Genomic DNA, 23,296 nt, shown 5'->3' with positions numbered 1-23,296 from the left:
ACCGCGAGAACGACACAGGAGCACGCCATGTCCACTGCCATGACCGCCACATTGCCGAACCTGGAGTACTCATCCGACCCGGCCAGTGGCAGCCTCCACGGGCTCCCGACGATGCCGTTCGGGGCGCTGGCCTGGTCGCTGGCCGAGTCGGGAGACGCCGAAGAACCTTTGGCGCCGAACCTGATTCCCGCCGCACCGCTCGCGTCGACGCGGCCACCGAAAAGCACACGGGGCGCGCTCGTCGCGGTGGTGTTCGGCGGGGTCACCGTCGCTGCCGCGCTCGGCGCGATCCTGCTCGGCGGCAGCGATGAGCCGTCGACTCCGCCGGCCGTCGTCGACCACACGCGGTCGACTCCGTACGTCGCGCCGGCCGCGGCCCCGATGCCGACCGCCAATCATCTGGCAGGTCCGGCACCGGCACCGGCGCCGGTGGCCGGCGTGGTGAGCGCGCCGGTCGTCGTCCCGCCGAAGGCCGTCGTGCCGCCGCAGCCGGTTGCCGCGCCGCCCGCCGCCGAGGCCCCGAAGCCGACGCAGCGCCGGCCGCACTGGGACTGGCTGCGCCGCATCTGGCAGCACCACGACCAGCAGGACGGTCAAGGCCAAAAGCGCTGAGCGCCAGGCTATCCGCGTAAGCCGAGCGGATCCGCCAGCGCCGTCAGCGTCGGCACCAGCTTGTCCCAGCCGCCCAGCACCTGGACGGTCACGTGATCGGCGCCGGCGTCGAGATGCTCGGTGAGCCGTGCGGCGATGGCATCGGGTGTTCCGTGCGCGACCACCGCGTCGATCAACGCGTCGCTGCCCGGCTTGGCGATGTCGTCTTCGGAGAAGCCGAGCCGGCGCCAATTGTTCAGGTAGTTACTGAGATTCAGGTAGAAGTCGACGGTCTGCCGGCCGATGGCCCGTGCCTCCGCGGTGGCCTCGGCCGAACCGTCGGTCAGCACGACCTTGTGCTCGGGTGCCAGGAACGCGTCCGGCCCGATGAGCTGGCGCGCTTCTGCCGTGTGCTCAGGGGTGGTGAGGTACGGGTGCGCACCGGCGCTGCGGTCGGCCGCCAGCCGCAACACCTTCGGGCCGAGGGCCGCGACCACCCGGCGCGCGACCGGAACGCCCGCGGCGTCCAGCTCGTCCAGGTACTCGACGAGGACGTCGTAGGGCTTGCGGTACTCCTTGGTGTGCTCGGGGTGGCCGATGCCGACGCCCAGCACGAACCGTCCCGGGTAGGCCGCCTCGATCCGGTGGTACGACTCGGCGACCTGCCCGGCCGGGGCCGTCCACACGTTGACGATGCCGGTGGCCACCTGCAATTTCTCCGTCGCGGCCAGGATCGGCTCGACGAACGCCAGGTCGCCGGCGGGGGAGCCGCCCGGCCACACCGCGCCGTACCCCAACTTCTCGATCTCGGCGGCCTGCTCGGGCGTGGGGGCGCCGAACGTCCACACCCCGACGCGGCCCAGATCCAGCTTGCTCATGCGCGATCCTTCCAGTTACCGCAGGCCCAGCGGGCCGGCGAGTTCGGTCAGTGCGGGTACCAGTTTCTCGGGCGACGTCAGCACCTGAACCGGTACGTGGTCGGCGCCGGCGTCGAGGTGCTGCTTGAGCCGGGCGGCGATCGCGTCGACGGTGCCGTACGCCACCACGGCATCGACGAGCTCGTCACTGCCAGGCTTGGCGACGTCAGAGTCATTGAATCCCAACCGCTTCCAGCTGTTGAGGTAATTGTTCAGATTGAGGTAAATCTCCAGGGCCTGGCGCCCGACCGCGCGCGCCTTGTCCGCGTCGGTCGTCAGGATCGCCTTGTGCTCGGGCGCCAGGAACGCGTCCGGCCCGATCAACTCACGCGCTTGGGCGGTGTGCTCCGGGGTGGTCAGGTAGGGGTGGGCGCCGGCGCTGCGCCGAGCCGAGAGCTTGAGCACCTGCGGGCCGAGTGCGGCCACGACGCGGTGCTCCTTCGGCACGCCGTACTCGTCGAGCTTGTCGAGGTATTCGGTGAGTGCGTCGAGCGGCTTCTTGTATTCGGCGATGGCCTCGCGGTGACCGACGCCGATGCCCAGCAGGAAGCGGCCCGGATAGGCGGAGTTGATGCGGTGGAACGACTCGGCCACCGGTCCGGCGGCCGCCGTCCAGATGTTGACGATGCCGGTCGCGACCTTCAGCCGCTCCGTCGCGCCGAGCAGTGGCTCGACCCAGTCCAGTTCCGCGGTCGGGGATCCCCCGACCCAGATCGCGCCGTAGCCCAGCGCTTCGATTTCTGCTGCCTGTTGCGGCGTTGCGCCGCGCCCGAATACGCCGTACTGCCCAAGGTCTGGTTTGGTCACCTTTGCGGCAACTCTGGGGCGCGGGCGGCTATTCCGTTCGGCGCGCGGTGAGTTGAACTATCCCGCTGCCACGGCCGGGAACTCTTCCGGCGCCGGCGCGTGCACGGGCAACGTGACGATGAACGTGGTGTCGCCCGGTTTGGATTCGACGTAGATGTTGCCGTGGTGCTTCTCGCAGATGATGCGCCACGCCAGGTCGAGCCCCAGTCCGGTGCCCTCGCCGAAGGGCTTGGTCGTGAAGAACGGGGTGAAGATGCGCTCGATGACGTCGGGCGGAATGCCCGGGCCGTTGTCGTTGATCTCGATCCGGACGGTGTCGTCGCTGACGCGCTTGGTGCGGATCGTCAGCACGCCGCAGCCCTTCATGGCCTGCAGTGCGTTGTCGATGATGTTCGTCCATACCTGGTTCAGATCGGCTGGGTAGCACTGCAATTCGGGCAGTGCCGGGTCGTATTCCTTGACCACCTTGACGCACGTGGTGCCGTCCTTGCCGATGCGGTCACCGAACATCATCAGGGTGCTGCGCAACAACTCATGTACGTTGGCGTTCTGGTATGGGGCACGGTCCATCTGGGAGTACTGCTTGGCGCCGGCCAGCAGCGTCGCAATCCGTTTGCTCGCTTCGGAAATCTCACACATCAGCAGCTCGGTGTCGATGGTGTACTTCAGCCAGCCCAGCGCGCCCTGCAGCGTCGCGGACGCATCGGCGCATCCGAGCGACGACGAAATGCCTTCCAGCCAAGCAACATCCAGGCCGGCGTCGACGAACGTGGGGGCGTAGTCCCAGGCGGATGCGATGTCGTGGTCCTCGAGCCATTCGCCGATCGCGTCTTCGCGATCGGAGGCCTCGATGGCCGACAGCTCCTGCGTCCTGGCCTTGGCCACCTGCTCGGCGATGCCTTCCTGAATGCCGACCAGTACTCGCAGCGACTGCGGGCTGACCTGACCGTCGGCCAGCATGGCCAGCTTGTGCCGCATCTTGCCGATGCGGTCGTGCAGGTCGGCGACGGCGCGCGCGGTCGCGGCAGCCGGGTTGTTCAGCTGATGGGTCAGGCCGGCCGACAGCTGGCCCAGGGCGAGGAGCTTCTCGCGCTGGCCGACGATCTGCCGCCCGCGGCGGCCGCCGACCTTGTGGCCCTCCAGCAGGTGCACCGCCATCGGGAATTCCTTGCGCATGAAGTCGGCGTAGGCGTTGGCGTCCAGGACGAAGAACCGCGACGGCTTGGTCACCCGCACCGACGCCTCGTAGACCGGCTGCTCGTCGGGGATGTACGCGGACCAGGCGCCGCAGTACACGCCGCGCATCGAGGTGCGGTTGGTCTCGATGTCGATGCCGCCCGACTTCATCGACATCACCAGCTCGCCGTCGAGCATGACGTAGAAGCAGGTGGCCGGTTCGCCTTCGGTGCAGACCGGGCCGGGCTCGAACGTCGCGATGTGACCGTTGGCGCACAGCGTGTCCAGCTGCTCGTCGGTCAACGCCTCGAAAAGGAACAGCGTTTTCAGTTCACTTCGCGCGCACGTTTCGCCCATACCGGTCTCCTCCTACGTCTCGGCCAGATACCGGTGCACCAGCATTACTGCCATCGAGCCTTCGCCAACCGCGGCTGCGACCCGTTTGGCCGATTCAGCGCGGATATCTCCTGCAACAAACACACCGGGCACACTTGTTTCCAAGTGGTGCGGCGGCCGGTCCAGGTTCCAGCCGCAGACGTCCTTGAGATCCGGGCCGGTGAGGATGAAGCCGTGGTCGTCGCGGGCGATGCCGGCGTTCTCCAGCCACTGGGTGCGCGGGGTGGCACCGATGAAACAGCACAGGCGCGTGGACTCGACGTGCTCGCGCTCGCCGGTGGCGTTGTTGACGAGCCACAGCCCGGTCAGGTGCCCGTCCTCGCCGCAGGTGTCGACCACCTCGGTGCAGGTCCGGACGCTGATGTTCGGGGTGTTCTCGATCTGCTGGATCAGGTAGTAGGACATCGACGCCTCGAGCGACTTGCCGCGTACCAGCAGCGTCACCGACTTGGCCTGCTGCGACATGAACATCGCGGCCTGGCCGGCGGAGTTCGCGCCGCCGACGATGTAGACGTCCTCGCCCGCGCATTCGGAGGCCTGCGACACCGACGCACCGTAGAAGACGCCGTTGCCGATGTAGTTGGGTGCGGAGCTGTTTCCATCGGACTCGGGGTCCTCCCAGCACCCGGCGACCTGCAGATGCCGGTAGTCGACGCCGGTGGCCAGGATGACCGACCGTGCGGTGATGCTCCGGCCGTCGTCGAAGGTCAGCGTCTTACTGACCAGCGACGAGACATCCAGTTCGACGACCTCACGGGTGGTGATGACCTCGGCCGCGAAGCGCTCGGCCTGCCGCCGCGCCGAGGTGGTGAGCTCAGCGCCGGAGATTCCGGTCTCGAAGCCCAGGTAGTTCTCGATCCGCGAGCTGCGGCCCGCCTGTCCGCCGGTGGTGGTGCGCTCGATCAGCACCGTGCGCAGCCCCTCGGACGCGCCGTACACCGCGGCCGCCAGACCGGCCGGTCCGCCGCCGATGACGGCCAGGTCGTACATCTCCAGCGACGGGGTGGTGGCCAGGCCGAGCATCGCAGCCAGCTGGGCATCGGTCGGCTGGACCAGCGTCTCGCCCTGCTCGGAGATCACCACCGGCAGCTCCAGCCCGTCGAGGCCGGCGGCAGTCAGCAGCTGCTTGCCCTTGGGCTCGTCCGACGCGTATGCCCGGTAGTAGTGCTGGTTGCGGGCCAGGAACTGGCGGACCTCCCACGAGCGGGGATTCCACCGGTGGCCGATCACCTTGGTGTGCGGGACGGCGCGGTCGCCGACCTCGTGCCAGGCCTCCAGCAGGCCGTCGATGATCGGGTACAGCTTCTCCTCGGGCGGGTCCCAGGGCTTGAGCAGATAGTGGTCCAGGTCGACCAGGTTGATGGCGTTGATCGCGGCGTGGGTGTCCGCGTACGCGGTCAGCAGCACGCGGCGGGCCAGCGGAAACACGTCCATGGCCAGTTCCAGGAAGTCGATGCCGTTCATCTCCGGCATCTGGTAGTCGGCGATGAACATCGCCACGGTGTCGCCCCGTAGCTGCAGCTCGTTGATCGCTACCAGCGCGTCCTGTCCGGATTCGGCGCGTACGATCCGGTAGCGCTCGCCATAGTGTTTGCGCAGGTCGCGGGCGACGGCCCGGCACACTGCGGGATCGTCGTCCACGGTGAGAATCACCGGATTGCGAGCCGGGGAAGCGGGTCCAGTCATCGTTGTTCATTATGCGCCCTGACTTGCGAAGACGATGCGCCCGCCTAGGGTCTGCCGGGGTGCCTCGCGGATTTTGGTACCTGGGGTCCGAGCGGGTATCGTGGACCAACGGTGCAGCTTCTGCGCCGGCTCTTTGCGTGCTCTGTTTTGAAGTTCCCCGGAATTTCCTGGCATTAAGTCCACGTTCTTGTAGCCGGGGTGGGCTCTGCGCCGAGCACGGGCGTATGAGATACGAAACCGAAGAACCAGAGGATTACCAAAGAGTATGGCCAAGAAAGACGGCGCCATCGAGGTCGAGGGTCGCGTGATCGAGCCCCTGCCCAATGCGATGTTCCGCATTGAGCTGGAGAACGGTCACAAGGTGCTCGCCCACATCAGCGGCAAGATGCGGCAGCACTACATCCGCATCCTGCCGGAGGACCGTGTCGTAGTGGAACTCTCTCCGTACGACCTGTCCCGTGGCCGCATCGTGTACCGCTACAAGTAACGCCCGAGCACCACCAATTCAGAACCGAGAAAAGGATCGCTAAGTCGTGAAGGTGAACCCGAGCGTCAAGCCGATCTGCGACAAGTGCAGGGTGATCCGCCGCCACGGCCGGGTCATGGTGATCTGCTCTGACCCGCGGCACAAGCAGCGGCAGGGCTGAGCACCAGCTCAAGCAGCACCCAAAACTGAATGCAGACCTCCCAGTACCACTGAGGGCAGACGGCCCTCAACCACGTCCGGCACGGAGGCCGGACCCCGAAAAAGACGGGGAACGGACTGGGATCAGACCTCCGCAACGAAAAGGAACACTGCCTGATGGCACGCCTCATGGGCGTTGATCTCCCGCGTGACAAGCGCATGGAGATCGCGCTGACCTACATCTACGGCATCGGCCGTACCCGCAGCCAGGAAATCCTGTCTGCCACCGGCATCGACCGGGACCTGCGCACCAAGGACCTCACCGATGACCAGGTGACCCAGCTGCGCGACTACATCGAAGGCAACCTCAAGGTCGAGGGTGACCTGCGCCGCGAGGTGCAGGCCGACATCCGTCGCAAGATCGAGATCGGTTGCTACCAGGGCCTGCGCCACCGTCGTGGCCTGCCCGTGCGTGGCCAGCGCACCAAGACCAACGCGCGTACCCGCAAGGGCCCGAAGCGCACCATCGCCGGCAAGAAGAAGGCCAGGTAAGTCGAATGGCACCCACTAAAAAGGCAGGGCAAGCCTCCTCTAAGCGCGGCAAGCCCACTCGTCGCCGGGAAAAGAAGAACGTCCCGCACGGCGCCGCTCACATCAAGAGCACGTTCAACAACACCATCGTCTCGATCACCGATCCCCAGGGCAACGTCATCGCCTGGGCCTCGTCGGGTCACGTCGGCTTCAAGGGTTCGCGCAAGAGCACCCCGTTCGCCGCGCAGCTCGCCGCCGAGAACGCTGCCCGCAAGGCGCAGGAGCACGGTGTCAAGAAGGTCGACGTCTTCGTGAAGGGCCCGGGTTCGGGCCGCGAGACCGCGATCCGTTCGCTGCAGGCCGCCGGCCTCGAGGTTGGCGCGATTTCCGACGTCACCCCGCAGCCGCACAACGGCTGCCGTCCGCCCAAGCGGCGCCGGGTCTAGGGAGGATTTGAAAAATGGCTCGTTATACCGGACCCGCCACCCGCAAGTCGCGCCGCCTCGGCGTCGACCTCGTCGGTGACGATCAGTCGTTCGAAAAGCGCCCCTACCCGCCCGGCCAGCACGGCCGCGCGCGGATCAAGGAGAGCGAATACCGCACCCAGCTGCAGGAGAAGCAGAAGGCTCGCTTCACCTACGGCGTCATGGAGAAGCAGTTCCGCAAGTACTACGAGGAAGCCAACCGCAAGGCTGGCAAGACCGGTGAGAACCTGCTGCAGATCCTCGAAAGCCGTCTGGACAACGTCGTGTACCGCGCCGGCCTGGCCCGTACCCGCCGCATGGCCCGTCAGCTGGTCAGCCACGGTCACTTCACCGTCAACGGTGTCAAGGTGAACATCCCGAGCTACCGGGTGTCGCAGTACGACATCATCGACATCAAGCCGAAGTCGCTGAACACCCTGCCGTTCCAGATCGCTCGCGAGGTCGCCGGTGACCGTCCGGTCCCGTCGTGGCTGCAGGTCGTCGGCGAGCGTCAGCGCATCCTCGTGCACCAGCTGCCCGAGCGCGCCCAGATCGTCGTGCCGCTCACCGAGCAGCTGATCGTAGAGTTCTACTCGAAGTAATTCGAGTCCTGGTGGCCCGCCCAATCCCGGGCGGGCACCAACCAACCGGCATCAAATAGCGGGTGCCGAGAAGGAGATAGAAAAATGCTGATCTCTCAGCGACCCACCCTGTCCGAGGACGTGCTGGCCGAGAACCGGTCGCGGTTCACCATCGAGCCGCTGGAGCCGGGCTTCGGTTACACCCTCGGCAACTCGCTGCGGCGCACGCTGCTGTCGTCCATCCCGGGCGCAGCGGTCACCAGCATCCGGATCGACGGTGTCCTGCACGAGTTCACCACCGTCCCCGGGGTCAAGGAAGACGTCACCGACATCATCCTGAACCTCAAGGGCCTGGTCGTCTCCTCGGAAGAGGACGAGCCGGTCACCATGTACCTGCGCAAGCAGGGCCCGGGTGCCGTCACGGCCGGTGACATCGTGCCCCCGGCCGGTGTGACGGTCCACAACCCGGACATGCACATCGCCACCCTGAACGACAAGGGCAAGCTGGAGGTCGAGCTCGTCGTCGAGCGCGGCCGCGGTTACGTCCCGGCCGTGCAGAACAAGGCTTCGGGTGCCGAGATCGGCCGTATCCCGGTCGACTCGATCTACTCGCCGGTGCTGAAGGTCACCTACAAGGTGGAGGCCACCCGCGTCGAGCAGCGCACCGACTTCGACAAGCTGATCCTGGATGTCGAGACCAAGAACTCGATCGCCCCGCGCGACGCCCTGGCTTCGGCCGGCAAGACGCTGGTCGAGCTGTTCGGTCTGGCCCGTGAGCTCAATGTCGAGGCCGAAGGCATCGAGATCGGCCCGTCGCCGGCCGAGGCAGACCACATCGCCTCGTTCGCGCTGCCGATCGACGACCTGGAGCTGACCGTGCGGTCGTACAACTGCCTCAAGCGCGAGGGTGTGCACACCGTCGGCGAGCTGGTCTCGCGTACCGAGTCGGACCTGCTGGACATCCGTAACTTCGGCCAGAAGTCCATCGACGAGGTCAAGATCAAGCTGCACCAGCTGGGTCTGTCGCTCAAGGACAGCCCCGCCACGTTCGACCCGTCGCAGGTCGCCGGCTACGACGTGGCCACCGGCACCTGGAACAGCGATGCCAGCTATGACCTGGACGCCGACCAGGACTACGCCGAAACCGAACAGCTCTAAAGAAGAGATTCCGTCCCGGCCCTACCTGATACGGGGGCCGGCCCCAATTAGGAGAAGTTGCAATGCCCAAACCCACTAAGGGTGCTCGCCTCGGCGGGTCGTCGTCACACCAGGCCGCGATCCTGGCCAACCTGGCCACCTCGCTGTTCGAGCACGGCCGCATCAAGACCACTGATGCCAAGGCCCGGGCGTTGCGTCCGTACGCCGAGAAGCTCATCACCCACGCCAAGAAGGGCGCGCTGCACAACCGGCGCGAGGTGATGAAGAAGATCCGCGACAAGGACGTGGTGCACACCCTGTTCGCCGAGATCGCACCGCATTTCGCGGACCGCGAGGGCGGCTACACCCGCATCATCAAGGTCGAGAACCGCAAGGGCGACAACGCCCCCATGGCCGTGATCGAGCTGGTTCGGGAGAAGACCGTCGTCTCCGAGGCCGACCGCGCCCGTCGTGCGGCCGCCGCTCAGGCGAAGGCTGCCGAGGCCGAGGCTCCTGCTGAGGAAGCCGCTGTCGAGGTTGCCGAGGTCGAGGCTGCCGACGAGGGCATCGCCGACGCTCAGACCGCTGAGGCCGAGGCTGAGGCGACCGAGGATGAGGCCAAGTCCTGATCACGCTGTGAACGACGTGCCCGCCATCGAATCCGATGGCGGGCACGTTCGTTTACGGCTGGATATTTCGTACGACGGCACCGAATTCGCCGGTTGGGCACCGCAGGCCGGGCAGCGCACCGTCGCGGGTGTCATCGAGGAGACGCTGTCGACGGTGTTCCGGGAGCCGGTGCGCCTGGTCACCGCCGGCCGGACCGATACCGGCGTGCATGCCACCGGTCAGGTCGCGCATGTCGATGTGCCTTCTGTCGCACTGAGATTCGTCTATCCGCGCACGCCCCGCCCCGGCGATCCGGAGTTCCTGCCGCTGGTGCGCCGGCTCGCACGCTTCCTGCCTGCCGATGTGCGGGTCCGCCAGATCGTTCGGGCCGCACCGGGATTCGACGCGCGGTTCTCCGCGCTGCGGCGGCACTACGAGTACCGGTTGTCGTTGGCGCCGTACGGTGTCGAGCCGCAGCAGGCGCGCTTCATCACGCCGTGGTCGCGGCCGCTCGATCTGGAGGCGATGACGGCCGCATCGCGGGAGTTGTTGGGGCTGCAGGATTTTGCCGCGTTCTGCCGATTCCGGGAGGGTGCGACGACCATCCGGGATCTGCAGCGGCTCGACTGGCAGCGCTCGGGTGATCTGGTCACCGCCCACGTGACGGCCGATGCCTTCTGCTGGAACATGGTGCGGTCGCTGGTCGGCGCGTTGCTCGCCGTGGGGGAGGGCCGTCGCGAACCTGGTTGGATCGCAGGCCTTTTGGCGGCCGACAGCCGGTCGAGCGAGTACGCAGCCGCCCCGGCGCGGGGCCTGACCCTGGTGTCGGTGGATTACCCGCCCGACGATCAGCTGGCGTCGCGGATCGTCGTCACCCGGGATTTACGTACACTCGACTGAGCTCACGGGGCCGGCGGTGGGGGCGGGGCCAGGCGGGCGGCGACGAAGTCGGCGGCCTGATCGACCATGCCGGACCCGATGTAGCCGTCCTGCAGGTGGTTCTGCCAGTCGCCCTGCAGCTGGGTGATGGTTTGCGGAAGTCCGGCCATGCACACGGGATCGGCGCCGTTGCACTGGTCGATGGTGCGATCGAGATAGGCCGGGCCGATGTTGGAGCCACCCATGCGGTGGGTGACGTTGCCGAACAGTGCGACGGCCGCGATGTGGGTGTCCATGCCGGGCGGCAGCGGCCGGTTGAACCCGAATCCCTTGCCGTCGGAGGACAATGCCACGGCTGCCGAAGCGGCACCCAGCGAGTAACCGCCGATGATCAACCGGGTGTCGGGGCATCGTGCGGCCATGTCCTGAATGCGCGAGCTGATGTCGTTGGCGCCCTGGGCGATTTCGACGTTGGCGGGGTAGTTCACCGCGTAGACCCCGACGTTCAGTGGTGTCTTGGCGCGCAGCGCATCGACGAATGCGCCTCCCACTCGGCCGACGCCCGGTCGCTCGTTGCGGCCGCGCGCGAAGATCACCTCCGCCTGCGGGCACGGGTCCGCCGCTGCGACGCCGATGACAGCTGCAGGGGCCACGGCCGTCGCGGCCACCAGGCCGGTGGCAACCGACGCTGCCGCGCCGGCCAGGGCGACGGCAGACCGGACGGACGTCATGACGGAGCGGGGGGTCATGGCTGGAGTCTAGCGGCGCGTCACAGACGCGCAGCCACGAACTTCGCGGCCTGGTTCACCATGCCGGACTTGATGTAGCCCGGCGCGAGGTGATCCTGCCATTCGGAACGCCATTTGTAGGGGCTGCTCGGGTTGCAGACCGGGTCGTCGGAATGGCAGAGATCGATGGTCCGATTCTGATACGTCGGGCTCAGCGCGGTGATGGGCAGGGCCCAGTTGGCGCCATTTCCGAAGAGTGCGACGGCCGCGATGTGCTGATCGGCGCCGCGGGGCAGGGGGCTGTTGAAGGTGAAGGCCGAAATCGGTACCGCGATAACCAGATCGGTGGCGGCGGCGCCCAATGAGTAACCGCCGAGCACGATCTTGGTCGCCGGGCAGTTACGGGCGAGCCATTGCACGCGCCGGCTCATGTCGTTGGCGCCCACGTCGACCTGGGTGTCCGCGGGGTAATTCACCGGGTACAGACCGATATTCGGGCCGCGGAGCTGACGCAGCGCGGTGACGAAGGCGGCGCCGACCTGTCCGGGACCGGGCGGTTCCATCCGGCCGCGCGCGAACACGACCTCGGCGGGCGCACATGTGGCAGCGGCGTTGGCCATCCCAATGTCCGTCAGTAGCACGGACATTGGGATGGTGCCGACAGTCAGAATGGTGATCAGCACACACAGCGTCCGGCGGCCAATCACAAATCCGATGGTATCCCGACGAATTGACGGTCTCGTCGAGAAAAGATGCCAGCCTTACAACAATCCGGCGACGAAATTGGCCGCTTCGTTGGTCGGGCCACCCGCATAGCTCTTGTGCGCCGGCACGCTCTGACCGTCGGTCTGGCAGATCGGATCCCCCGCGTTGCACAGATCGATGACCTTGCCGCCCCATACCGGGCTCGCCGTCAGAGGCAGGCCCAGCTTGGCGGACGGGTTGCCGAACACCGCGATCGCCGCGACGTGGCCGGCGGCCTCGGGCGGCAGCGGGTTGTTGAAGCCGATGCCCGGAACCGGGATGGCGCCGATGACGTCCATCACCGCGGCGCCCTGCGAGTAGCCGCCGAGCACCTGCCGGGTGCCCGGGCAGTTCTCGGCCATCCACTGGATGTGGGCGCTGGCGTCGTTGGCGCCGTCAGCGGCGGCCAGGAAGTCGTATGACGCCGGGTAGACGACGGCGTAGGCGCCCACCGAGCGGCCGCCGACCTTGTTGCGCAGCTGGTTGACGAACGCGCCGCCGACGCGGCCCAGGCCCGGATCTTCGGACGTGCCGCGGGCGAACGTCACCTCGATGTCGGGGCAGTTGGCCGCGGCGGCGGTGCCGATGGCACCCAGGGACGGTGGCGTCAGCACAGTGATGCCGGCCATGACGACGGTGGTTGCGGTGCCGGCGAAGGCCCGGCGCAGAGCACTGATGATCACACCGAATCCTAACCGCGACTCCCGATGTGCTCCCGCGACAGCCGGTCCGCCGCCGGTCAGACGCGGGATGCGATGAACTGCGCGGCCTGCCCGATGTACTCGGACGACTCATAGCGCGAGTGCGCGAACGGGTTTCGGCCACGCGAGCAGATCGGGTCGCCCCACAGGCACAGGTCCACCGAGCGGTTCGAGAACAGGCCGATGGAGTCCAGCGGATGGCTGAACTTGGCCGACGGGTTACCGAATACGGCGGCAGCCGCGACCCGGTTCGCGAGTTCGGTGGGCAGCGGAGGTGCCGAGCCGACATCGCCGATCCGGTCACCGAGCGGCGGAACGCCGGCCAGCATGTCGACCACCGCGGCGCCCTGCGAGTAGCCACCGAGCACGATCTTGGTGCTGGGGCACTGCTGCGCCATGGTCGCGATGCGGTTCTGCGCGTCCGTCGCGCCGTCCTGCGCGGTGAGGAAGTCATAGGACGCCGGGTACTCGACGGCGTAGCCGGTGACGGTGCGGTTGCCGACGAGCGGCTGGATGGCGTCGACCAGGACCGAGCCGACGCGGCCCATGCCGGGGTCGTCGTGCGTGCCGCGGGCGAAGATCACCTCGATGTTCGGGCAGGGGTCCGCCTGGGCGGGTGCCGACGGCAGCAGCGCGGTTCCGGAGATGACGGTGGCGGCGATTGCGGCCACTCGGACCGACATGCTGAGCAAGGTCACGCGGGCCATCTTCACATATGGGGCTCAGCTACGGCCAATTGTTTGACCTGCTGGCAAACCCTCCGGACTGTCGGGCCAATCGTCATGCCAGGTCGCTTCGCCGCGGTCGCCCTGGCGGGCAAGCGCCAGGCCGGCCAGCACCACCGCGCCACCCAGCAATTGGATGCCGGTGATGGCCTCACCCAGCAGTGCCCAGGCCGCCAGGACGGCGAACATCACCTCGGACAGGCCGACCAGTGAGGCGAACCGGGGCTGCAGGCGGGCGATGCCCATGATGCCGAAGGTGTAGGCCAGCGCGGTCGGCACGATGGCCAGGGCGATGACGGGGACCAGCCAGGACGTCGACAGGCCGGCCAGCGTGGTGGTGTGGCTGGTGAAGGTGAGCGGCATGACGCCCGACACACCCAGCAGTGCCACCGCCGCGGCGCCGACGATCAGGCCGCCGGTGGCCAGGGTGACGGAGTGCAGGCCGGTGCCGTCCGCGCTGGCCTTGTCCGACATGACGAAGTAGCAGGCGGCGCAGACCGCGGCGCCCATGCCCCAAGCGATGCCGGCCAGGCTGATCTGGGCTGCGGTGTGGCTGCCAGGCCCGACCAGGCCGAGCACCAGCGTGATGCCGGCGATGGCGATCGCGACGCCGGCGAGCGTGAGGGTGCTGGGCCGGCGCCGGGTCGTGGCCCACACCCAGCCGACGACCAGCAGGGGCGCGGCGTACTCGAGCAGTAGCGCCACGCCGACCGGCAGGTACGTGACGGCGTTGAAGTAGCACAGCTGGGCGCCCGCGATCGGGATGGCGCCGTAGGCGATGACCGTCCCTTTGTGGCTCAGGGCTTCGCGTACCCAGCCCCGGCGCAGGATGGTCGCGACGACGGCCATGATGAGCGCGCCGCCGGTCAGTCGGGCGACCACCGCGGCGGTGGGGCTCCAGCCCGCTTCGATCAGGGACTTGCCCAGGCCGCCCGCCATCCCGAAGGTGAAGGCGGATGCGACGGCGAAGATCATGCCGGTCCGGAAGTGGCCGGCCGCGGTGCCGTTCGACAAAGTCACGGGCCACCTCCGATGATGTAATGAGTGAAGTTGGGATTGGTCATGACGCTACGGAGGGCGGGTGTAACGAGTCAAATGAATTTCAGTCATGACACGGAGCTCACGCTGCGCGCGGCGTGTGTGTTGATCAACAGCGACCGGGTCGACGGTGACCAACTGGCCGATCTGGCGGCCCTCGACGGGTATCTGAACGACTTCGGCTGGACGGGCCGGCGCGACCGGGACACCGCGGAGTTGACCGCGGTGCAGGCCCTGCGCGAACGGCTCGGGTTGCTGTGGGCCGCGGCGGACGACGAGGAGGCGGTGGTAGGCCAGGTCAACGCCCTGCTCAGTGACACCCGCGCCAACCCCTGGCTGACGCGACACCCCGAGATGCCGGAATGGCACCTGCACCTGGCGGCCGACCAGGACCCGCTCGCCCAGCGCATGGGCGCCGAGATGGCGATGGCCCTGGCCGACCTGATCCGCGCCGGTGAACTGCGCCGGCTCAAGACGTGTGCGGCGTCGGACTGCACCGCGGTGCTGATCGACATGTCGCGCAACCGATCCCGCATCTTCTGCGACACCGGGAACTGCGGGAACCGCCAGCACGTCGCGGCGTACCGCGAACGCCGCGCCCGCGAGAACTGACATTCGGCGTCCGACGCGCCCGCGCCGGTTGCCGCAATGCATCGCGTGACAGGCCCGCGTCTCCTACCGTGATGTCCGACAGCGGATGCAGCGTTTGAGCGGAAGGACGGGCCATTGGCCGAATTCGTGGCGGCCATCGACCAGGGCACCACCAGCACCCGGGCGATGATCTTCGATCACTCAGGTCGCGAGGTCGGACGCCACCAGCTCGAGCACGAGCAGATCCTGCCGCGGGCCGGGTGGGTCGAGCACAATCCCGTCGAGATCTGGGAGCGCACCGGCTCGGTGCTGCAGACCGCGCTGAACAAGACCCGGCTGTCGGCGTCCGATCTGGTCGCGCTCGGTATCACCAACCAGCGTGAGACGACCATGGTGTGGAACAAGCACACCGGGCGCCCGTACTACCACGCGATCGTGTGGCAGGACACCCGCACCGACCGCATCGCCTCGGCCCTGGAACACGACGGCCACGGCGACGTCATCCGCCGCAAGGCCGGCCTGCCGCCGGCGACCTACTTCTCCGGCGGCAAGATCCAGTGGATCCTCGAGAACGTCGACGGCGTGCGGGAAGCCGCCGAACGCGGTGACGCGATCTTCGGAACGTGCGACACCTGGGTGCTGTGGAACCTGACCGGCGGCACGCGCGGCGGCGTGCACGTCACCGACGTCACCAACGCCAGCCGCACCATGCTGATGAACCTCGAGACCCTCGACTGGGACGACGAACTGTTGTCGTTCTTCGGGATTCCACGCCAGATGCTGCCGACCATCGCGTCGTCGTCGGTGTCGGAGCCCTACGGCCTGACGGCGGCCGACGGCCCTCTCGGCGCGCCGGTACCGGTCACCGGCATCCTCGGCGACCAGCAGGCCGCCATGGTCGGGCAGGTGTGTCTGTCGGCGGGCGAGGCCAAGAACACCTACGGCACAGGTAATTTCCTGCTCCTCAACACCGGTGAGAAGATCGTGCGCTCGGAGCACGGCCTGCTGACGACTGTGTGTTACCGCTTCGGTGACGCGAAACCCGTTTACGCGCTGGAGGGTTCGATCGCCGTCACCGGGTCGGCCGTGCAGTGGCTGCGGGACCAGCTGGGCATCATCGCCGGTGCCTCCGACAGTGAGACGCTGGCTCGCCAGGTGGAGGACAACGGCGGCGTCTACTTCGTGCCGGCGTTCTCGGGACTCTTTGCGCCGTACTGGCGTTCGGATGCGCGCGGCGCGATCGTCGGGCTGTCGCGGTTCAACACCAACGCCCATATCGCCCGGGCCACCCTCGAGGCCATCTGCTACCAGAGCCGCGACGTCGTCGACGCCATGGCCGCGGACTCCGGCGTGCACCTCGAAGTACTCAAGGTCGACGGCGGCATCACCGCCAACGAACTGTGCATGCAGATCCAGGCCGACGTGCTGGGCGTCGAAGTGGTGAAACCCGTTGTCGCCGAGACCACTGCGCTCGGCGCGGCGTATGCCGCCGGGCTCGGTGTGGGGTTCTGGTCGAACCCTGACGAGCTGCGCGCCAACTGGCTGGAGCACAAGCGCTGGGCACCGTCGTGGGACGACGGCCAGCGCGCCGCCGGATACGCCGGCTGGCAGAAGGCCGTCGGCCGCACCCTGGACTGGGTCGACGTCTCCTAGGGATTTGTGCACGATTTTCCGCGGTTGGCGCGGAAAATCGTGCACAAATCCCTGGCGAGAATTGGTGTCGGGGCATGCGTCTGCCCGCGGTTAGGCTGCTAGCCGGGGGATGGACATGGCTCGGGGGCAGGGCGCGCAACTGGAGGCCAGCGGCCGGCGCTTTCAGACGCGGCGGCTGATCCACGCACTGGTGCGTGGCGACGCGGCGATGGTCGACGAACCCATTCGCGCGCAATCGATTTCGTACGCGGCGGGCTGGCTCGCCGCACTGCTGGCGGTGGCAGTATGCGCGGTGATCGCGATCGCCTCACCGGCGGGCCGGCTGGGAGACGCGCCCATCGTCATGGTCCGGGACACCGGCGCGCTGTACGTGCGGGTCGGGTCGACGTGGCATCCCGCCCTGAATCTCGCGTCCGCGCGGCTCGTCGCCAACTCCGCAGCCAACCCGGTAGCGGTCGACGCCGAGGCGATCGCGGGCGCACCGCGCGGCCCGCTCGTCGGAATCCCGGGTGCACCAGCACAATTGGGCCGGCCGCTCGCGGCGACGTCGTGGCAGGTGTGTGACAACGGAACGACGGTAATGATCGCCGGTACGGACACGATCGGACCTGACGGTGCGCGGCCCATCTTGGCGACGGCGGCGGGTGAGCACCTGGCCGCCACGTATCTGCTGTACGGCGGCAAGCGCGCCGCGGTGGACCTGCGTGACCTCGCGGTGGTCCGGGCGCTGCGGCTCGACGGCGTGACGCCCCGGCCGGTGTCGCGATCATTTCTCGACCTGCTGCCCGAGCTGCCCGCGATCACCGCGCCGTCGATTCCGGGGCTCGGCAGGACGGGGCCGGGCGGCTTCGTTGTCGGGCAGGTGCTGCGGGTGAGCCGCGCCGACGCTCCCGAACATCACGTGGTCCTCGGCGGCGGTCTGCAGCGCGTCGGCGACGTGGCGGCCGATGTCATCCGGTTCACCCATGGAGTGGCCGACGGTGACCTTCGCACCGTGCCGCCGGCGGCCATCGCCGGCATTCCCGCTGTCCATGACCTTGCGGTGTCGACGTTTCCGGACCAGGCGAGCCCGCCACTGCCGAGCGAGGCCCCGGTCTGCGCACGGTGGCGGGCCGACGGCGATCGTGCGGATACCGTTGTCGTGCAAGGGAAACCGGATGCGGCCGCGGTGGCGCTGGCGCAGGAGGACGGCGACGGTCCGAACATCGATGCCGTGGCATTACCGCCGGGCCGGTATGCGTACGTGCACGCCACCGGGGTGACCGGTGGATCGGTGACCGGACCGCTGTACCTGGTGACGGACAGTGGCGTGCGGTACGGCATCCACGATGCCGAGACGGCGAAGTATCTCGGGGTGGAGGGTGCGCCGCTGCCCGCACCGTGGCCGCTGCTGGCCCGGTTGCCGGGCGGGCCCGAATTGAGTGTGGCGGCGGCCGAGGTGCTGCGCGACGGCCTGTCGCCGTAGCGACGCGGCAGGTTTGCCATGGTGGCCTCGGGGGCATTCCGGGTGCCATGACCGACGTGCCGACTTTCGGGGTGGAGGAGGAGTTTCTCCTCGTCGATCACCGTGACGGTGCGCCCCTACCGCGCAACCAGGCGGTCGCGGAATATGCGGCCGCGCGCGGTGTCGACCTACAGCTCGAGTTGACCAGGTGCCAGGTCGAGACCACCACCGCGGTGATGACCACTAGCGGCGATCTGCGTGCGGAACTGACCCGGCTGCGTCGCGTCGCCACCGAGTCGGCGGAAGCGCAGCGGGCGCGGCTGCTGGCCGTCGCGCTACCGCCGACGGTGCCGCACGCGTTCCCGGTGACAACCAAAGAGCGGTATGCCCGCATCGCCGATCGGTTCGGCATGATCGCTCATGAACAGGGCATCTGCGGGTGTCACGTGCACGTCGAGGTGCCCAGTCGGGCGGCGGCTGTCGACGTCAGTAACCGGCTTCGGCCCTATCTGCACCCGCTCCTCGCGCTGAGCGCGAACTCCGCGATCTACCGCAACACCGACAGCGGTTACGCCAGCTTCCGGGGCGTGCTGTGGACCCGCTGGCCGAGCGCCGGACCGCCACCATACTTCGACTCGGTCGAGGACTACGACGCCGTCACCAACACCCTGACGCGGGCCGGTGCGGTGCTCGACGACGGCATGCTCTATTGGGATGTGCGGCCGTCTGCCAATTTCCCGACCGTCGAGGTGCGCGTGGCCGATGTGCCGGCAACAGTGGCCGAGACCGTGTTACTGGCCACGCTCATCCGGGCCGCGGTGATGACGGCGCTGGACGCGAAGGAACGTGGGAAACCGATACCACGCCTTGCTGATTGGACGCTGCGCGCCGCGCACTGGAAGGCGGCGCATGACGGGCTCGACGGCGAGGCGATCGACTTGGCGGGCGACTGCTCGATGGCGCCGGCCCGGGTTCTGCTCGCCGGATTCATCGAGAACCTCCGCCCGGCCCTCGAAGCGCTGGGTGACTATGACATGGCCCGCGACGAGTTGGCCCGCATCGCCGAGCAGGGCAACGGGGCCATGCGGCAGCGTCGGGCCTGGCGACGCCGCAAAGATGTCGGCGATGTCATGTCCGAATTGGCCACGGCGACAACGACGTTCGATCCGCTAGCCCCGTGACCGTCGACTGAGCTTCGCGGTGCGTGCGTCCCCGTCGTGCGGGACACCTATTGCCTTGGTGCGCTTGGCCTTCACCGTCAGCCAGACCGCTGAAATGAGAAAGTAGATCGCGCCCATCGCCGCGTATCCGGCAAGGGTCTTGACCGACTCGATGGTCGGCGTGTGAGCCTGGGTGATGAACAGGCCCCCGACAAGCGCCGACTGGCCGCCGCTGAGGACCATCGCCCACTGCGCGCCGACCTTCCAACGTCGAATGGCGGTGATGAGTTGCAGCAACCCGGCAAGGGTGGCCCACGCGCCGAAGACCGCGAGTACCCACGTCGTACCCGCGAACAGGGCGTAGGCAGCCACGACGGTGACGATCAGACTGACCGCAACGTTGATCAACTGGCTGCGGTTTTGCGCCAGTCCACCGCTTCGCGCGGCATCCCAGAAATTCGCGGCGGCGTCCCACAGCGGATAGAGGATGAGCCACCCCGAGGCCAGCGGAAGGCTGTGCTGGGCGAGCGTCAGCGCGCCAGCTACCCAGGCGAAGGAGAAGGCTGCGCGAACGAAGTAGTAGACCTTCAACCACTGCTCACGGTCGGTCTCGGACGGGCTTGCTTGGTGGATTGACATGATGGGTTTCCTCTCAATGATTTCGATCGCCGCGACGAATCGGTTTCGGCGGGTGCGCCGCATTGCTCACTTCGACGACTTGTTCGTCATTGGTGCTGCCGCCGTGGTGTTCACGCAGTTGCCGTCGGAGTGGAGCCCATCGCGTCGAGTCGGTTGACCAGAGGGGTTACGACGGTGGCGAACGTTGCGGCATCGCCGTAGGCGCGGGCGGACAGCATCGCCCCGTGCACGGTGGCCATGAACACCTCGGCGTCGACGCCGGGACTTGTCTCGATTCGAATCAGTTGCTGCTCGGCGCCCCGCTCGAGAACCGACGTCAGCCACGCCGACAGTGCGCGAAAGTGAGCGGTCACCTCGTCGGCGACTTGCTCCGGGAGGGAAGGTAGTTCGCCGGCCAGGAGGGCGCAGACGCAAAATGGATGGCTCGCGTCCGCGATGCAGGCGCGCCAGTAATCGACGTAGCTACGCAGCATGCCGATGGGATCGCCGACGTGGCGTTCTATCTCGGCGATTCCGGCGAGGGCCTCCTGCCGGTAACGGCTCACCAGGGTCCGGACAAGATCGGCCTTGGTGGGGAAGTGGTGGTGAATGCTCGGCTTGCGGATGCCGATTTCGTTCGCGATGTCGGCGTAGCTGAAGCCGTTGTAGCCGCCGGCGATGATGAGTCTTTCTGCGTGAGTAAGGATTTCGTCTGCTGTCGACGGAGCTCGTGCCACGCAAGCTAGCCTACCTACTAGTAGGTAGGGGCGTCAAGGTGGGGGCGGACGGACGCCATCTGAATCTGTTTTCGCCGACCTGCACACGCAATGACCTTCGGTTGCCTATCGCGGTGACCGGCGCCGCCCGGTCGCGGCGACAGCCGCCACCGCGATGCAGATTGCGGTGCCGAGGAAGGCGATGCGCCGCGACGGCCGATGATCGGAGCCGGACGCCGGCGCACTCTGCCCGGTCGACACCCGCGCCGGGGCGGGTGTCGGCACACCGCCGCTGACCGCGGCCAACGGGTCGACCACGCCGCGGCCGATCTGGGGGTTCCAGCCGTCGGCCGGATGGCGCGCGGTGTCTTCGATACGGGCCATCACCTGGCGGGCCGACAATTGTGGCAGTCGCGAACGCACCAGTGCGACAACACCACTGACGACGGGTGCGGCGTAGCTGCTGCCCGACAGCGGGCGCCCGTCGGGCCGGCTGTCGACCAGTCCGTCGCCCTGCGCGCTCAGTGACACCACCGACTCGCCGGGCGCGGCGACGTCGACCCAGGGTCCGGCCAGGCTGAATGGCGACGGCGTCCCGTTCGGGCTGACCGATCCGACGGTGAGCACGTAGTCGTCGTACCAGCCCGGGCTGACGACGGTGTGCACCGTGTCCCAGTCCGGCGTGCCCGGCCGTTTGGGATCGGACAGCGGGTTCTGCCCCGCGCAGTCACCGCTGGCGTTGCCCGCCGCCGCGACGACCACGACATTGCGGACATCGACCGCATAGGCCAGGGCGGCGCCCAACGACCGGTCGTCGAGCGGGTCCGCGGCGGGCATGCAGGCGACCGACGAGATGTTGATGACAGTGGCGCCCGCGTCGGCGGCCGAGCGCACCGCACGGGCGAGCGTCTCGACATCACCCACCCCTGATATCTCATGATCGTCGGTCAGCCGGAACTTGTTGCTGGACTGTCGAATCGCCAGGATCGTGGCGTCGGGTGCCGCACCGCTGAAGGTCCCGTTGTCCGGGGCAACGGCGCCGATCAGTCCGGCGATCGCCGTACCGTGGCCGTCGCAGTCCTGCGTACCGTCCCCGGACGAGACGTAGTCACCGCCGGCGACCAGGCGGGGGAGCAGTCGGTGCCGGGCCACGCCGGTGTCGATCACTGCCACCAGCTGTCCGCTGCCGCGGGAAAGCGGCCACACCGCAGCAAGATTGAGCATGTCGGGTTGGTCTGCGGGACGGGCATCAGCCGGCTTCGCCGTCGCACACCGGTCCGATTGTTCGGTCCTACCGGGCGGCGCCGGGGCCGCGGGTCCGGGAAGTTGGCTGTGATCAACCGGTTTCGGCGCGATGGCATGTGCGCACGGAGCGGCCGACGCGATGGTGATCGTCAAGGCGACAGCGATGACCCGTCGCAGGGCGCTCACAGGCCACGCGCCAGGCGGAAAACATCTGCGGTCCAGAGTGCGCATGCCGGCACGGCGACCAGTGCCACGTATTCGAGATGTACAAAGCCTCGGCCCACCGTGGCACTCACCCGTCCGATCCGCTGAGCGCCCAGCACCACCGCGATGACGCCGCCGCCGAGCCAGGCGGCCCAGCCGGGGAATGCCATCGCGGTGACGACCAAAGCCGCAGTGGTACAGACCATTCCCGCGACCATGACCGCCCACCGCCGTGCCGGATGCCGATAGGACGGTGCCCGCAGCGCAATCGCGGCCGTCGCCACCCAGATGAACACCACCGTCGAGGTCCGGGACTCATGGACGGCGCCCATTGCAACCACGACGGCGCCGGCCGCCGCGGCAGCGGCCGCGCCCACGACCATCGCCGTGAGCACCCGCTGCGCCAGCTCGATCCGTTGCGGATCGCCGTCGGTGACCGTCGCCGAGCGCGGCGTGAGTCCCGCGACGGTGACAGCGCACCGCGGCGCGGCCGACAGCACCACAAATGCCGCCACGGTGGTGGCCACCCCGGTACTGGCCAGCGCCACCGACCACATGCTCGCCGCAACGGTCGCCACCATTGTCGGCATCGTAAAGGCCACGGCCGCAACGGATACGGGAAGCACACCGATCCGTAGCAGAACGAGGGCCACCGCGAACGCCGTCGCCGATCCGAGCAGGACGTTGGGCGCCGCCGGGCCACCCGGTACGGCCGAGAAACCCGCCGCGAAAGCGAGCACGACGGCGGCGGCCGGCCACGCCGCCCGGCCGGACCGCCATGACATCGCCACTGCAGCCAGCGCACCACCGCAACCGACAGTGGCTGCCGTGAAGTGGTCGCCGCGCGCAGCAGACCAGAGCAGCAGCACGGACGCGGCGGTCACCGCCCACAGACAGAGCACGGGCCCGACCAGATGGCCGGTGGCATCGCGAGGCGCCTGGTCGGCGGCCATGGTCGCCGTGTGCCTCCGGAGCGTGCCGAACTCCGGCACCGTGCTTCGCCGCAGCTCCAGGATGTCACCGTCGTGAACTCCGTTTTGCCGCAACGATAATGACCCGTCGATCGGATCCCCGGCAGCCCGGCTCAGGTGCCAACTCACGCCTTCCGGCGCGCGCGCATGTGCCAGCGCCACGATGTCAGGGAGCAACGCGTCCACCGCGGCGCCCGCAGGCAGCACCAGATCGGTGGTGTCGCTGGTGCGTTCACTGTCGGTCCGTACGGATAGCCGACACACTGCTTCAGACATCGCGCCCCCCGGATCGACATGCCGATCTCACCGTAACCGCGAATCGGGTCCCTACCCGACACGAAAATCGATGGAACCGAACG

The 23,296-nt window shown here is 68.0% G+C and carries 26 protein-coding genes; 13 read left to right on the top strand and 13 right to left on the bottom strand.

What is annotated here, in order from left to right; genetic code table 11:
• Positions 1-27: 27 nt before the first annotated feature.
• Positions 28-612: a hypothetical protein gene (locus tag ACJEIK_RS22525; protein WP_167838027.1), complete on the top strand. Its 585-nt coding sequence runs from the start codon at positions 28-30 to the stop codon at positions 610-612.
• Between the two features lie 8 nt (positions 613-620).
• Here the strand turns inward: ACJEIK_RS22525 and ACJEIK_RS22520 are convergent, their stop codons facing one another.
• From ACJEIK_RS22520 to ACJEIK_RS22505, 4 genes are read right to left on the bottom strand one after another with little or no spacing between them, the layout of a single operon-like run.
• Positions 621-1,469, bottom strand: a complete 849-nt coding sequence (locus tag ACJEIK_RS22520) for an LLM class F420-dependent oxidoreductase (RefSeq protein ID WP_135356896.1) — start codon at positions 1,467-1,469, stop codon at positions 621-623.
• Between the two features lie 15 nt (positions 1,470-1,484).
• A complete protein-coding gene (locus ACJEIK_RS22515; RefSeq protein ID WP_409430325.1) occupies positions 1,485-2,315 on the bottom strand; it encodes an LLM class F420-dependent oxidoreductase in 831 nt (276 codons plus the stop codon).
• A gap of 57 nt (positions 2,316-2,372) precedes the next feature.
• Positions 2,373-3,848: an ATP-binding protein gene (locus ACJEIK_RS22510; RefSeq protein WP_138250419.1), complete on the bottom strand. Its 1,476-nt coding sequence runs from the start codon at positions 3,846-3,848 to the stop codon at positions 2,373-2,375.
• Positions 3,849-3,860: 12 nt separating this feature from the next.
• Entirely contained in the window at positions 3,861-5,573 is a 1,713-nt protein-coding gene (locus tag ACJEIK_RS22505) for an FAD-dependent oxidoreductase (RefSeq protein ID WP_409430324.1), read from the bottom strand.
• A gap of 265 nt (positions 5,574-5,838) precedes the next feature.
• Between ACJEIK_RS22505 and infA the strand changes: the two genes are divergently transcribed.
• From infA to truA, 8 genes are all read left to right on the top strand, one after another.
• Positions 5,839-6,060: a translation initiation factor IF-1 gene (infA, locus tag ACJEIK_RS22500; RefSeq protein WP_003886926.1), complete on the top strand. Its 222-nt coding sequence runs from the start codon at positions 5,839-5,841 to the stop codon at positions 6,058-6,060.
• Positions 6,061-6,106: 46 nt separating this feature from the next.
• Complete coding sequence (gene rpmJ / locus ACJEIK_RS22495) at positions 6,107-6,220, top strand: 50S ribosomal protein L36 (RefSeq protein ID WP_003879483.1); 114 nt, start codon at positions 6,107-6,109, stop codon at positions 6,218-6,220.
• Between the two features lie 155 nt (positions 6,221-6,375).
• Entirely contained in the window at positions 6,376-6,750 is a 375-nt protein-coding gene (gene rpsM, locus ACJEIK_RS22490) for a 30S ribosomal protein S13 (RefSeq protein ID WP_020101460.1), read from the top strand.
• Between the two features lie 5 nt (positions 6,751-6,755).
• Positions 6,756-7,175: a 30S ribosomal protein S11 gene (rpsK, locus tag ACJEIK_RS22485; RefSeq protein ID WP_138250418.1), complete on the top strand. Its 420-nt coding sequence runs from the start codon at positions 6,756-6,758 to the stop codon at positions 7,173-7,175.
• Between the two features lie 14 nt (positions 7,176-7,189).
• Positions 7,190-7,795, top strand: a complete 606-nt coding sequence (rpsD, locus tag ACJEIK_RS22480) for a 30S ribosomal protein S4 (RefSeq protein ID WP_020101462.1) — start codon at positions 7,190-7,192, stop codon at positions 7,793-7,795.
• A gap of 84 nt (positions 7,796-7,879) precedes the next feature.
• Positions 7,880-8,932 (top strand): DNA-directed RNA polymerase subunit alpha, encoded by a 1,053-nt coding sequence (locus ACJEIK_RS22475; protein ID WP_020101463.1) that lies wholly within the window; start codon positions 7,880-7,882, stop codon positions 8,930-8,932.
• Between the two features lie 62 nt (positions 8,933-8,994).
• Positions 8,995-9,540 carry a 50S ribosomal protein L17 gene (gene rplQ / locus ACJEIK_RS22470; protein WP_409430323.1) on the top strand — a complete coding sequence of 182 codons (546 nt, stop codon included), beginning with the start codon at positions 8,995-8,997 and terminating at the stop codon, positions 9,538-9,540.
• Positions 9,524-10,420, top strand: a complete 897-nt coding sequence (truA, locus tag ACJEIK_RS22465; protein ID WP_167838029.1) for a tRNA pseudouridine(38-40) synthase TruA — start codon at positions 9,524-9,526, stop codon at positions 10,418-10,420. The genes rplQ and truA overlap by 17 nt, the downstream gene beginning before the upstream one ends.
• Before the next feature lie 2 nt (positions 10,421-10,422).
• Here the strand turns inward: truA and ACJEIK_RS22460 are convergent, their stop codons facing one another.
• The 5 genes from ACJEIK_RS22460 to ACJEIK_RS22440 all read right to left on the bottom strand — a co-directional run bounded on the left by ACJEIK_RS22460 (position 10,423) and on the right by ACJEIK_RS22440 (position 14,272).
• Complete coding sequence (locus tag ACJEIK_RS22460) at positions 10,423-11,148, bottom strand: cutinase family protein (protein ID WP_409430322.1); 726 nt, start codon at positions 11,146-11,148, stop codon at positions 10,423-10,425.
• Positions 11,149-11,168: 20 nt separating this feature from the next.
• Positions 11,169-11,774 carry a cutinase family protein gene (locus ACJEIK_RS22455; protein WP_167838119.1) on the bottom strand — a complete coding sequence of 202 codons (606 nt, stop codon included), beginning with the start codon at positions 11,772-11,774 and terminating at the stop codon, positions 11,169-11,171.
• Positions 11,775-11,888: 114 nt separating this feature from the next.
• Positions 11,889-12,500 (bottom strand): cutinase family protein, encoded by a 612-nt coding sequence (locus ACJEIK_RS22450; protein WP_064858394.1) that lies wholly within the window; start codon positions 12,498-12,500, stop codon positions 11,889-11,891.
• Positions 12,501-12,610: 110 nt separating this feature from the next.
• Positions 12,611-13,279, bottom strand: coding sequence for a cutinase family protein (locus tag ACJEIK_RS22445; RefSeq protein WP_082934629.1), 669 nt, complete (start codon positions 13,277-13,279; stop codon positions 12,611-12,613).
• A gap of 15 nt (positions 13,280-13,294) precedes the next feature.
• Positions 13,295-14,272, bottom strand: a complete 978-nt coding sequence (locus ACJEIK_RS22440) for a DMT family transporter (protein WP_053856604.1) — start codon at positions 14,270-14,272, stop codon at positions 13,295-13,297.
• A gap of 120 nt (positions 14,273-14,392) precedes the next feature.
• Between ACJEIK_RS22440 and ACJEIK_RS22435 the strand changes: the two genes are divergently transcribed.
• From ACJEIK_RS22435 to ACJEIK_RS22420, 4 genes are all read left to right on the top strand, one after another.
• Entirely contained in the window at positions 14,393-14,947 is a 555-nt protein-coding gene (locus tag ACJEIK_RS22435; protein WP_409430321.1) for a CGNR zinc finger domain-containing protein, read from the top strand.
• Between the two features lie 165 nt (positions 14,948-15,112).
• On the top strand, positions 15,113-16,579 hold the full coding sequence (gene glpK / locus ACJEIK_RS22430) for a glycerol kinase GlpK (RefSeq protein WP_409431744.1): 1,467 nt from the start codon (positions 15,113-15,115) through the stop codon (positions 16,577-16,579).
• Between the two features lie 115 nt (positions 16,580-16,694).
• Positions 16,695-18,044 (top strand): type VII secretion protein EccB, encoded by a 1,350-nt coding sequence (gene eccB, locus ACJEIK_RS22425; RefSeq protein WP_409430320.1) that lies wholly within the window; start codon positions 16,695-16,697, stop codon positions 18,042-18,044.
• A gap of 47 nt (positions 18,045-18,091) precedes the next feature.
• Positions 18,092-19,204 carry a glutamate--cysteine ligase gene (locus tag ACJEIK_RS22420; RefSeq protein WP_064859999.1) on the top strand — a complete coding sequence of 371 codons (1,113 nt, stop codon included), beginning with the start codon at positions 18,092-18,094 and terminating at the stop codon, positions 19,202-19,204.
• Here ACJEIK_RS22420 and ACJEIK_RS22415 read toward each other — a convergent pair.
• From ACJEIK_RS22415 to eccD, 4 genes are all read right to left on the bottom strand, one after another.
• Positions 19,193-19,885, bottom strand: a complete 693-nt coding sequence (locus ACJEIK_RS22415; RefSeq protein ID WP_244602407.1) for a DUF308 domain-containing protein — start codon at positions 19,883-19,885, stop codon at positions 19,193-19,195. The genes ACJEIK_RS22420 and ACJEIK_RS22415 overlap by 12 nt on opposite strands.
• Positions 19,886-19,932: 47 nt before the next feature.
• The gene (locus ACJEIK_RS22410; RefSeq protein ID WP_133425283.1) at positions 19,933-20,538 is read right to left on the bottom strand and encodes a TetR/AcrR family transcriptional regulator; all 606 of its coding nucleotides are present in this window, start codon (positions 20,536-20,538) and stop codon (positions 19,933-19,935) included.
• Between the two features lie 105 nt (positions 20,539-20,643).
• A complete protein-coding gene (gene mycP / locus ACJEIK_RS22405) occupies positions 20,644-21,993 on the bottom strand; it encodes a type VII secretion-associated serine protease mycosin (RefSeq protein WP_133425282.1) in 1,350 nt (449 codons plus the stop codon).
• Positions 21,945-23,213: a type VII secretion integral membrane protein EccD gene (gene eccD, locus ACJEIK_RS22400; RefSeq protein ID WP_133425281.1), complete on the bottom strand. Its 1,269-nt coding sequence runs from the start codon at positions 23,211-23,213 to the stop codon at positions 21,945-21,947. Before eccD ends, mycP begins: the two co-directional genes overlap by 49 nt.
• Positions 23,214-23,296 lie beyond the last annotated feature (83 nt).

The organism is Mycobacterium sp. SMC-16 (genome assembly GCF_046250085.1).
In the GTDB taxonomy this organism is placed as follows: domain Bacteria; phylum Actinomycetota; class Actinomycetes; order Mycobacteriales; family Mycobacteriaceae; genus Mycobacterium; species Mycobacterium phocaicum.
The sequence above is the reverse complement of the archived record's forward strand: the minus strand, read 5'-3'. Positions and strand labels throughout refer to the sequence as shown.

Coding starts and splice junctions, on each gene's coding strand:
- ACJEIK_RS22510 (WP_138250419.1), bottom strand. CDS start 3,848: ATGGGCGAAACGTGCGCGCGAAGTGAACTGAAAACGCTGTTCCTTTTC.
- rplQ (WP_409430323.1), top strand. CDS start 8,995: ATGCCCAAACCCACTAAGGGTGCTCGCCTCGGCGGGTCGTCGTCACAC.
- rpsM (WP_020101460.1), top strand. CDS start 6,376: ATGGCACGCCTCATGGGCGTTGATCTCCCGCGTGACAAGCGCATGGAG.
- ACJEIK_RS22435 (WP_409430321.1), top strand. CDS start 14,393: ATGAATTTCAGTCATGACACGGAGCTCACGCTGCGCGCGGCGTGTGTG.
- glpK (WP_409431744.1), top strand. CDS start 15,113: ATGATCTTCGATCACTCAGGTCGCGAGGTCGGACGCCACCAGCTCGAG.
- ACJEIK_RS22450 (WP_064858394.1), bottom strand. CDS start 12,500: ATGGCCGGCATCACTGTGCTGACGCCACCGTCCCTGGGTGCCATCGGC.
- ACJEIK_RS22455 (WP_167838119.1), bottom strand. CDS start 11,774: ATGTCCGTGCTACTGACGGACATTGGGATGGCCAACGCCGCTGCCACA.
- infA (WP_003886926.1), top strand. CDS start 5,839: ATGGCCAAGAAAGACGGCGCCATCGAGGTCGAGGGTCGCGTGATCGAG.
- ACJEIK_RS22420 (WP_064859999.1), top strand. CDS start 18,092: ATGACCGACGTGCCGACTTTCGGGGTGGAGGAGGAGTTTCTCCTCGTC.
- eccB (WP_409430320.1), top strand. CDS start 16,695: ATGGCTCGGGGGCAGGGCGCGCAACTGGAGGCCAGCGGCCGGCGCTTT.
- rpsK (WP_138250418.1), top strand. CDS start 6,756: ATGGCACCCACTAAAAAGGCAGGGCAAGCCTCCTCTAAGCGCGGCAAG.
- truA (WP_167838029.1), top strand. CDS start 9,524: ATGAGGCCAAGTCCTGATCACGCTGTGAACGACGTGCCCGCCATCGAA.
- ACJEIK_RS22440 (WP_053856604.1), bottom strand. CDS start 14,272: ATGATCTTCGCCGTCGCATCCGCCTTCACCTTCGGGATGGCGGGCGGC.
- mycP (WP_133425282.1), bottom strand. CDS start 21,993: ATGCGCACTCTGGACCGCAGATGTTTTCCGCCTGGCGCGTGGCCTGTG.
- ACJEIK_RS22525 (WP_167838027.1), top strand. CDS start 28: ATGTCCACTGCCATGACCGCCACATTGCCGAACCTGGAGTACTCATCC.
- eccD (WP_133425281.1), bottom strand. CDS start 23,213: ATGTCTGAAGCAGTGTGTCGGCTATCCGTACGGACCGACAGTGAACGC.
- ACJEIK_RS22460 (WP_409430322.1), bottom strand. CDS start 11,148: ATGACCCCCCGCTCCGTCATGACGTCCGTCCGGTCTGCCGTCGCCCTG.
- ACJEIK_RS22475 (WP_020101463.1), top strand. CDS start 7,880: ATGCTGATCTCTCAGCGACCCACCCTGTCCGAGGACGTGCTGGCCGAG.
- ACJEIK_RS22445 (WP_082934629.1), bottom strand. CDS start 13,279: ATGGCCCGCGTGACCTTGCTCAGCATGTCGGTCCGAGTGGCCGCAATC.
- ACJEIK_RS22415 (WP_244602407.1), bottom strand. CDS start 19,885: ATGCGGCGCACCCGCCGAAACCGATTCGTCGCGGCGATCGAAATCATT.
- rpsD (WP_020101462.1), top strand. CDS start 7,190: ATGGCTCGTTATACCGGACCCGCCACCCGCAAGTCGCGCCGCCTCGGC.
- ACJEIK_RS22520 (WP_135356896.1), bottom strand. CDS start 1,469: ATGAGCAAGCTGGATCTGGGCCGCGTCGGGGTGTGGACGTTCGGCGCC.
- ACJEIK_RS22505 (WP_409430324.1), bottom strand. CDS start 5,573: ATGACTGGACCCGCTTCCCCGGCTCGCAATCCGGTGATTCTCACCGTG.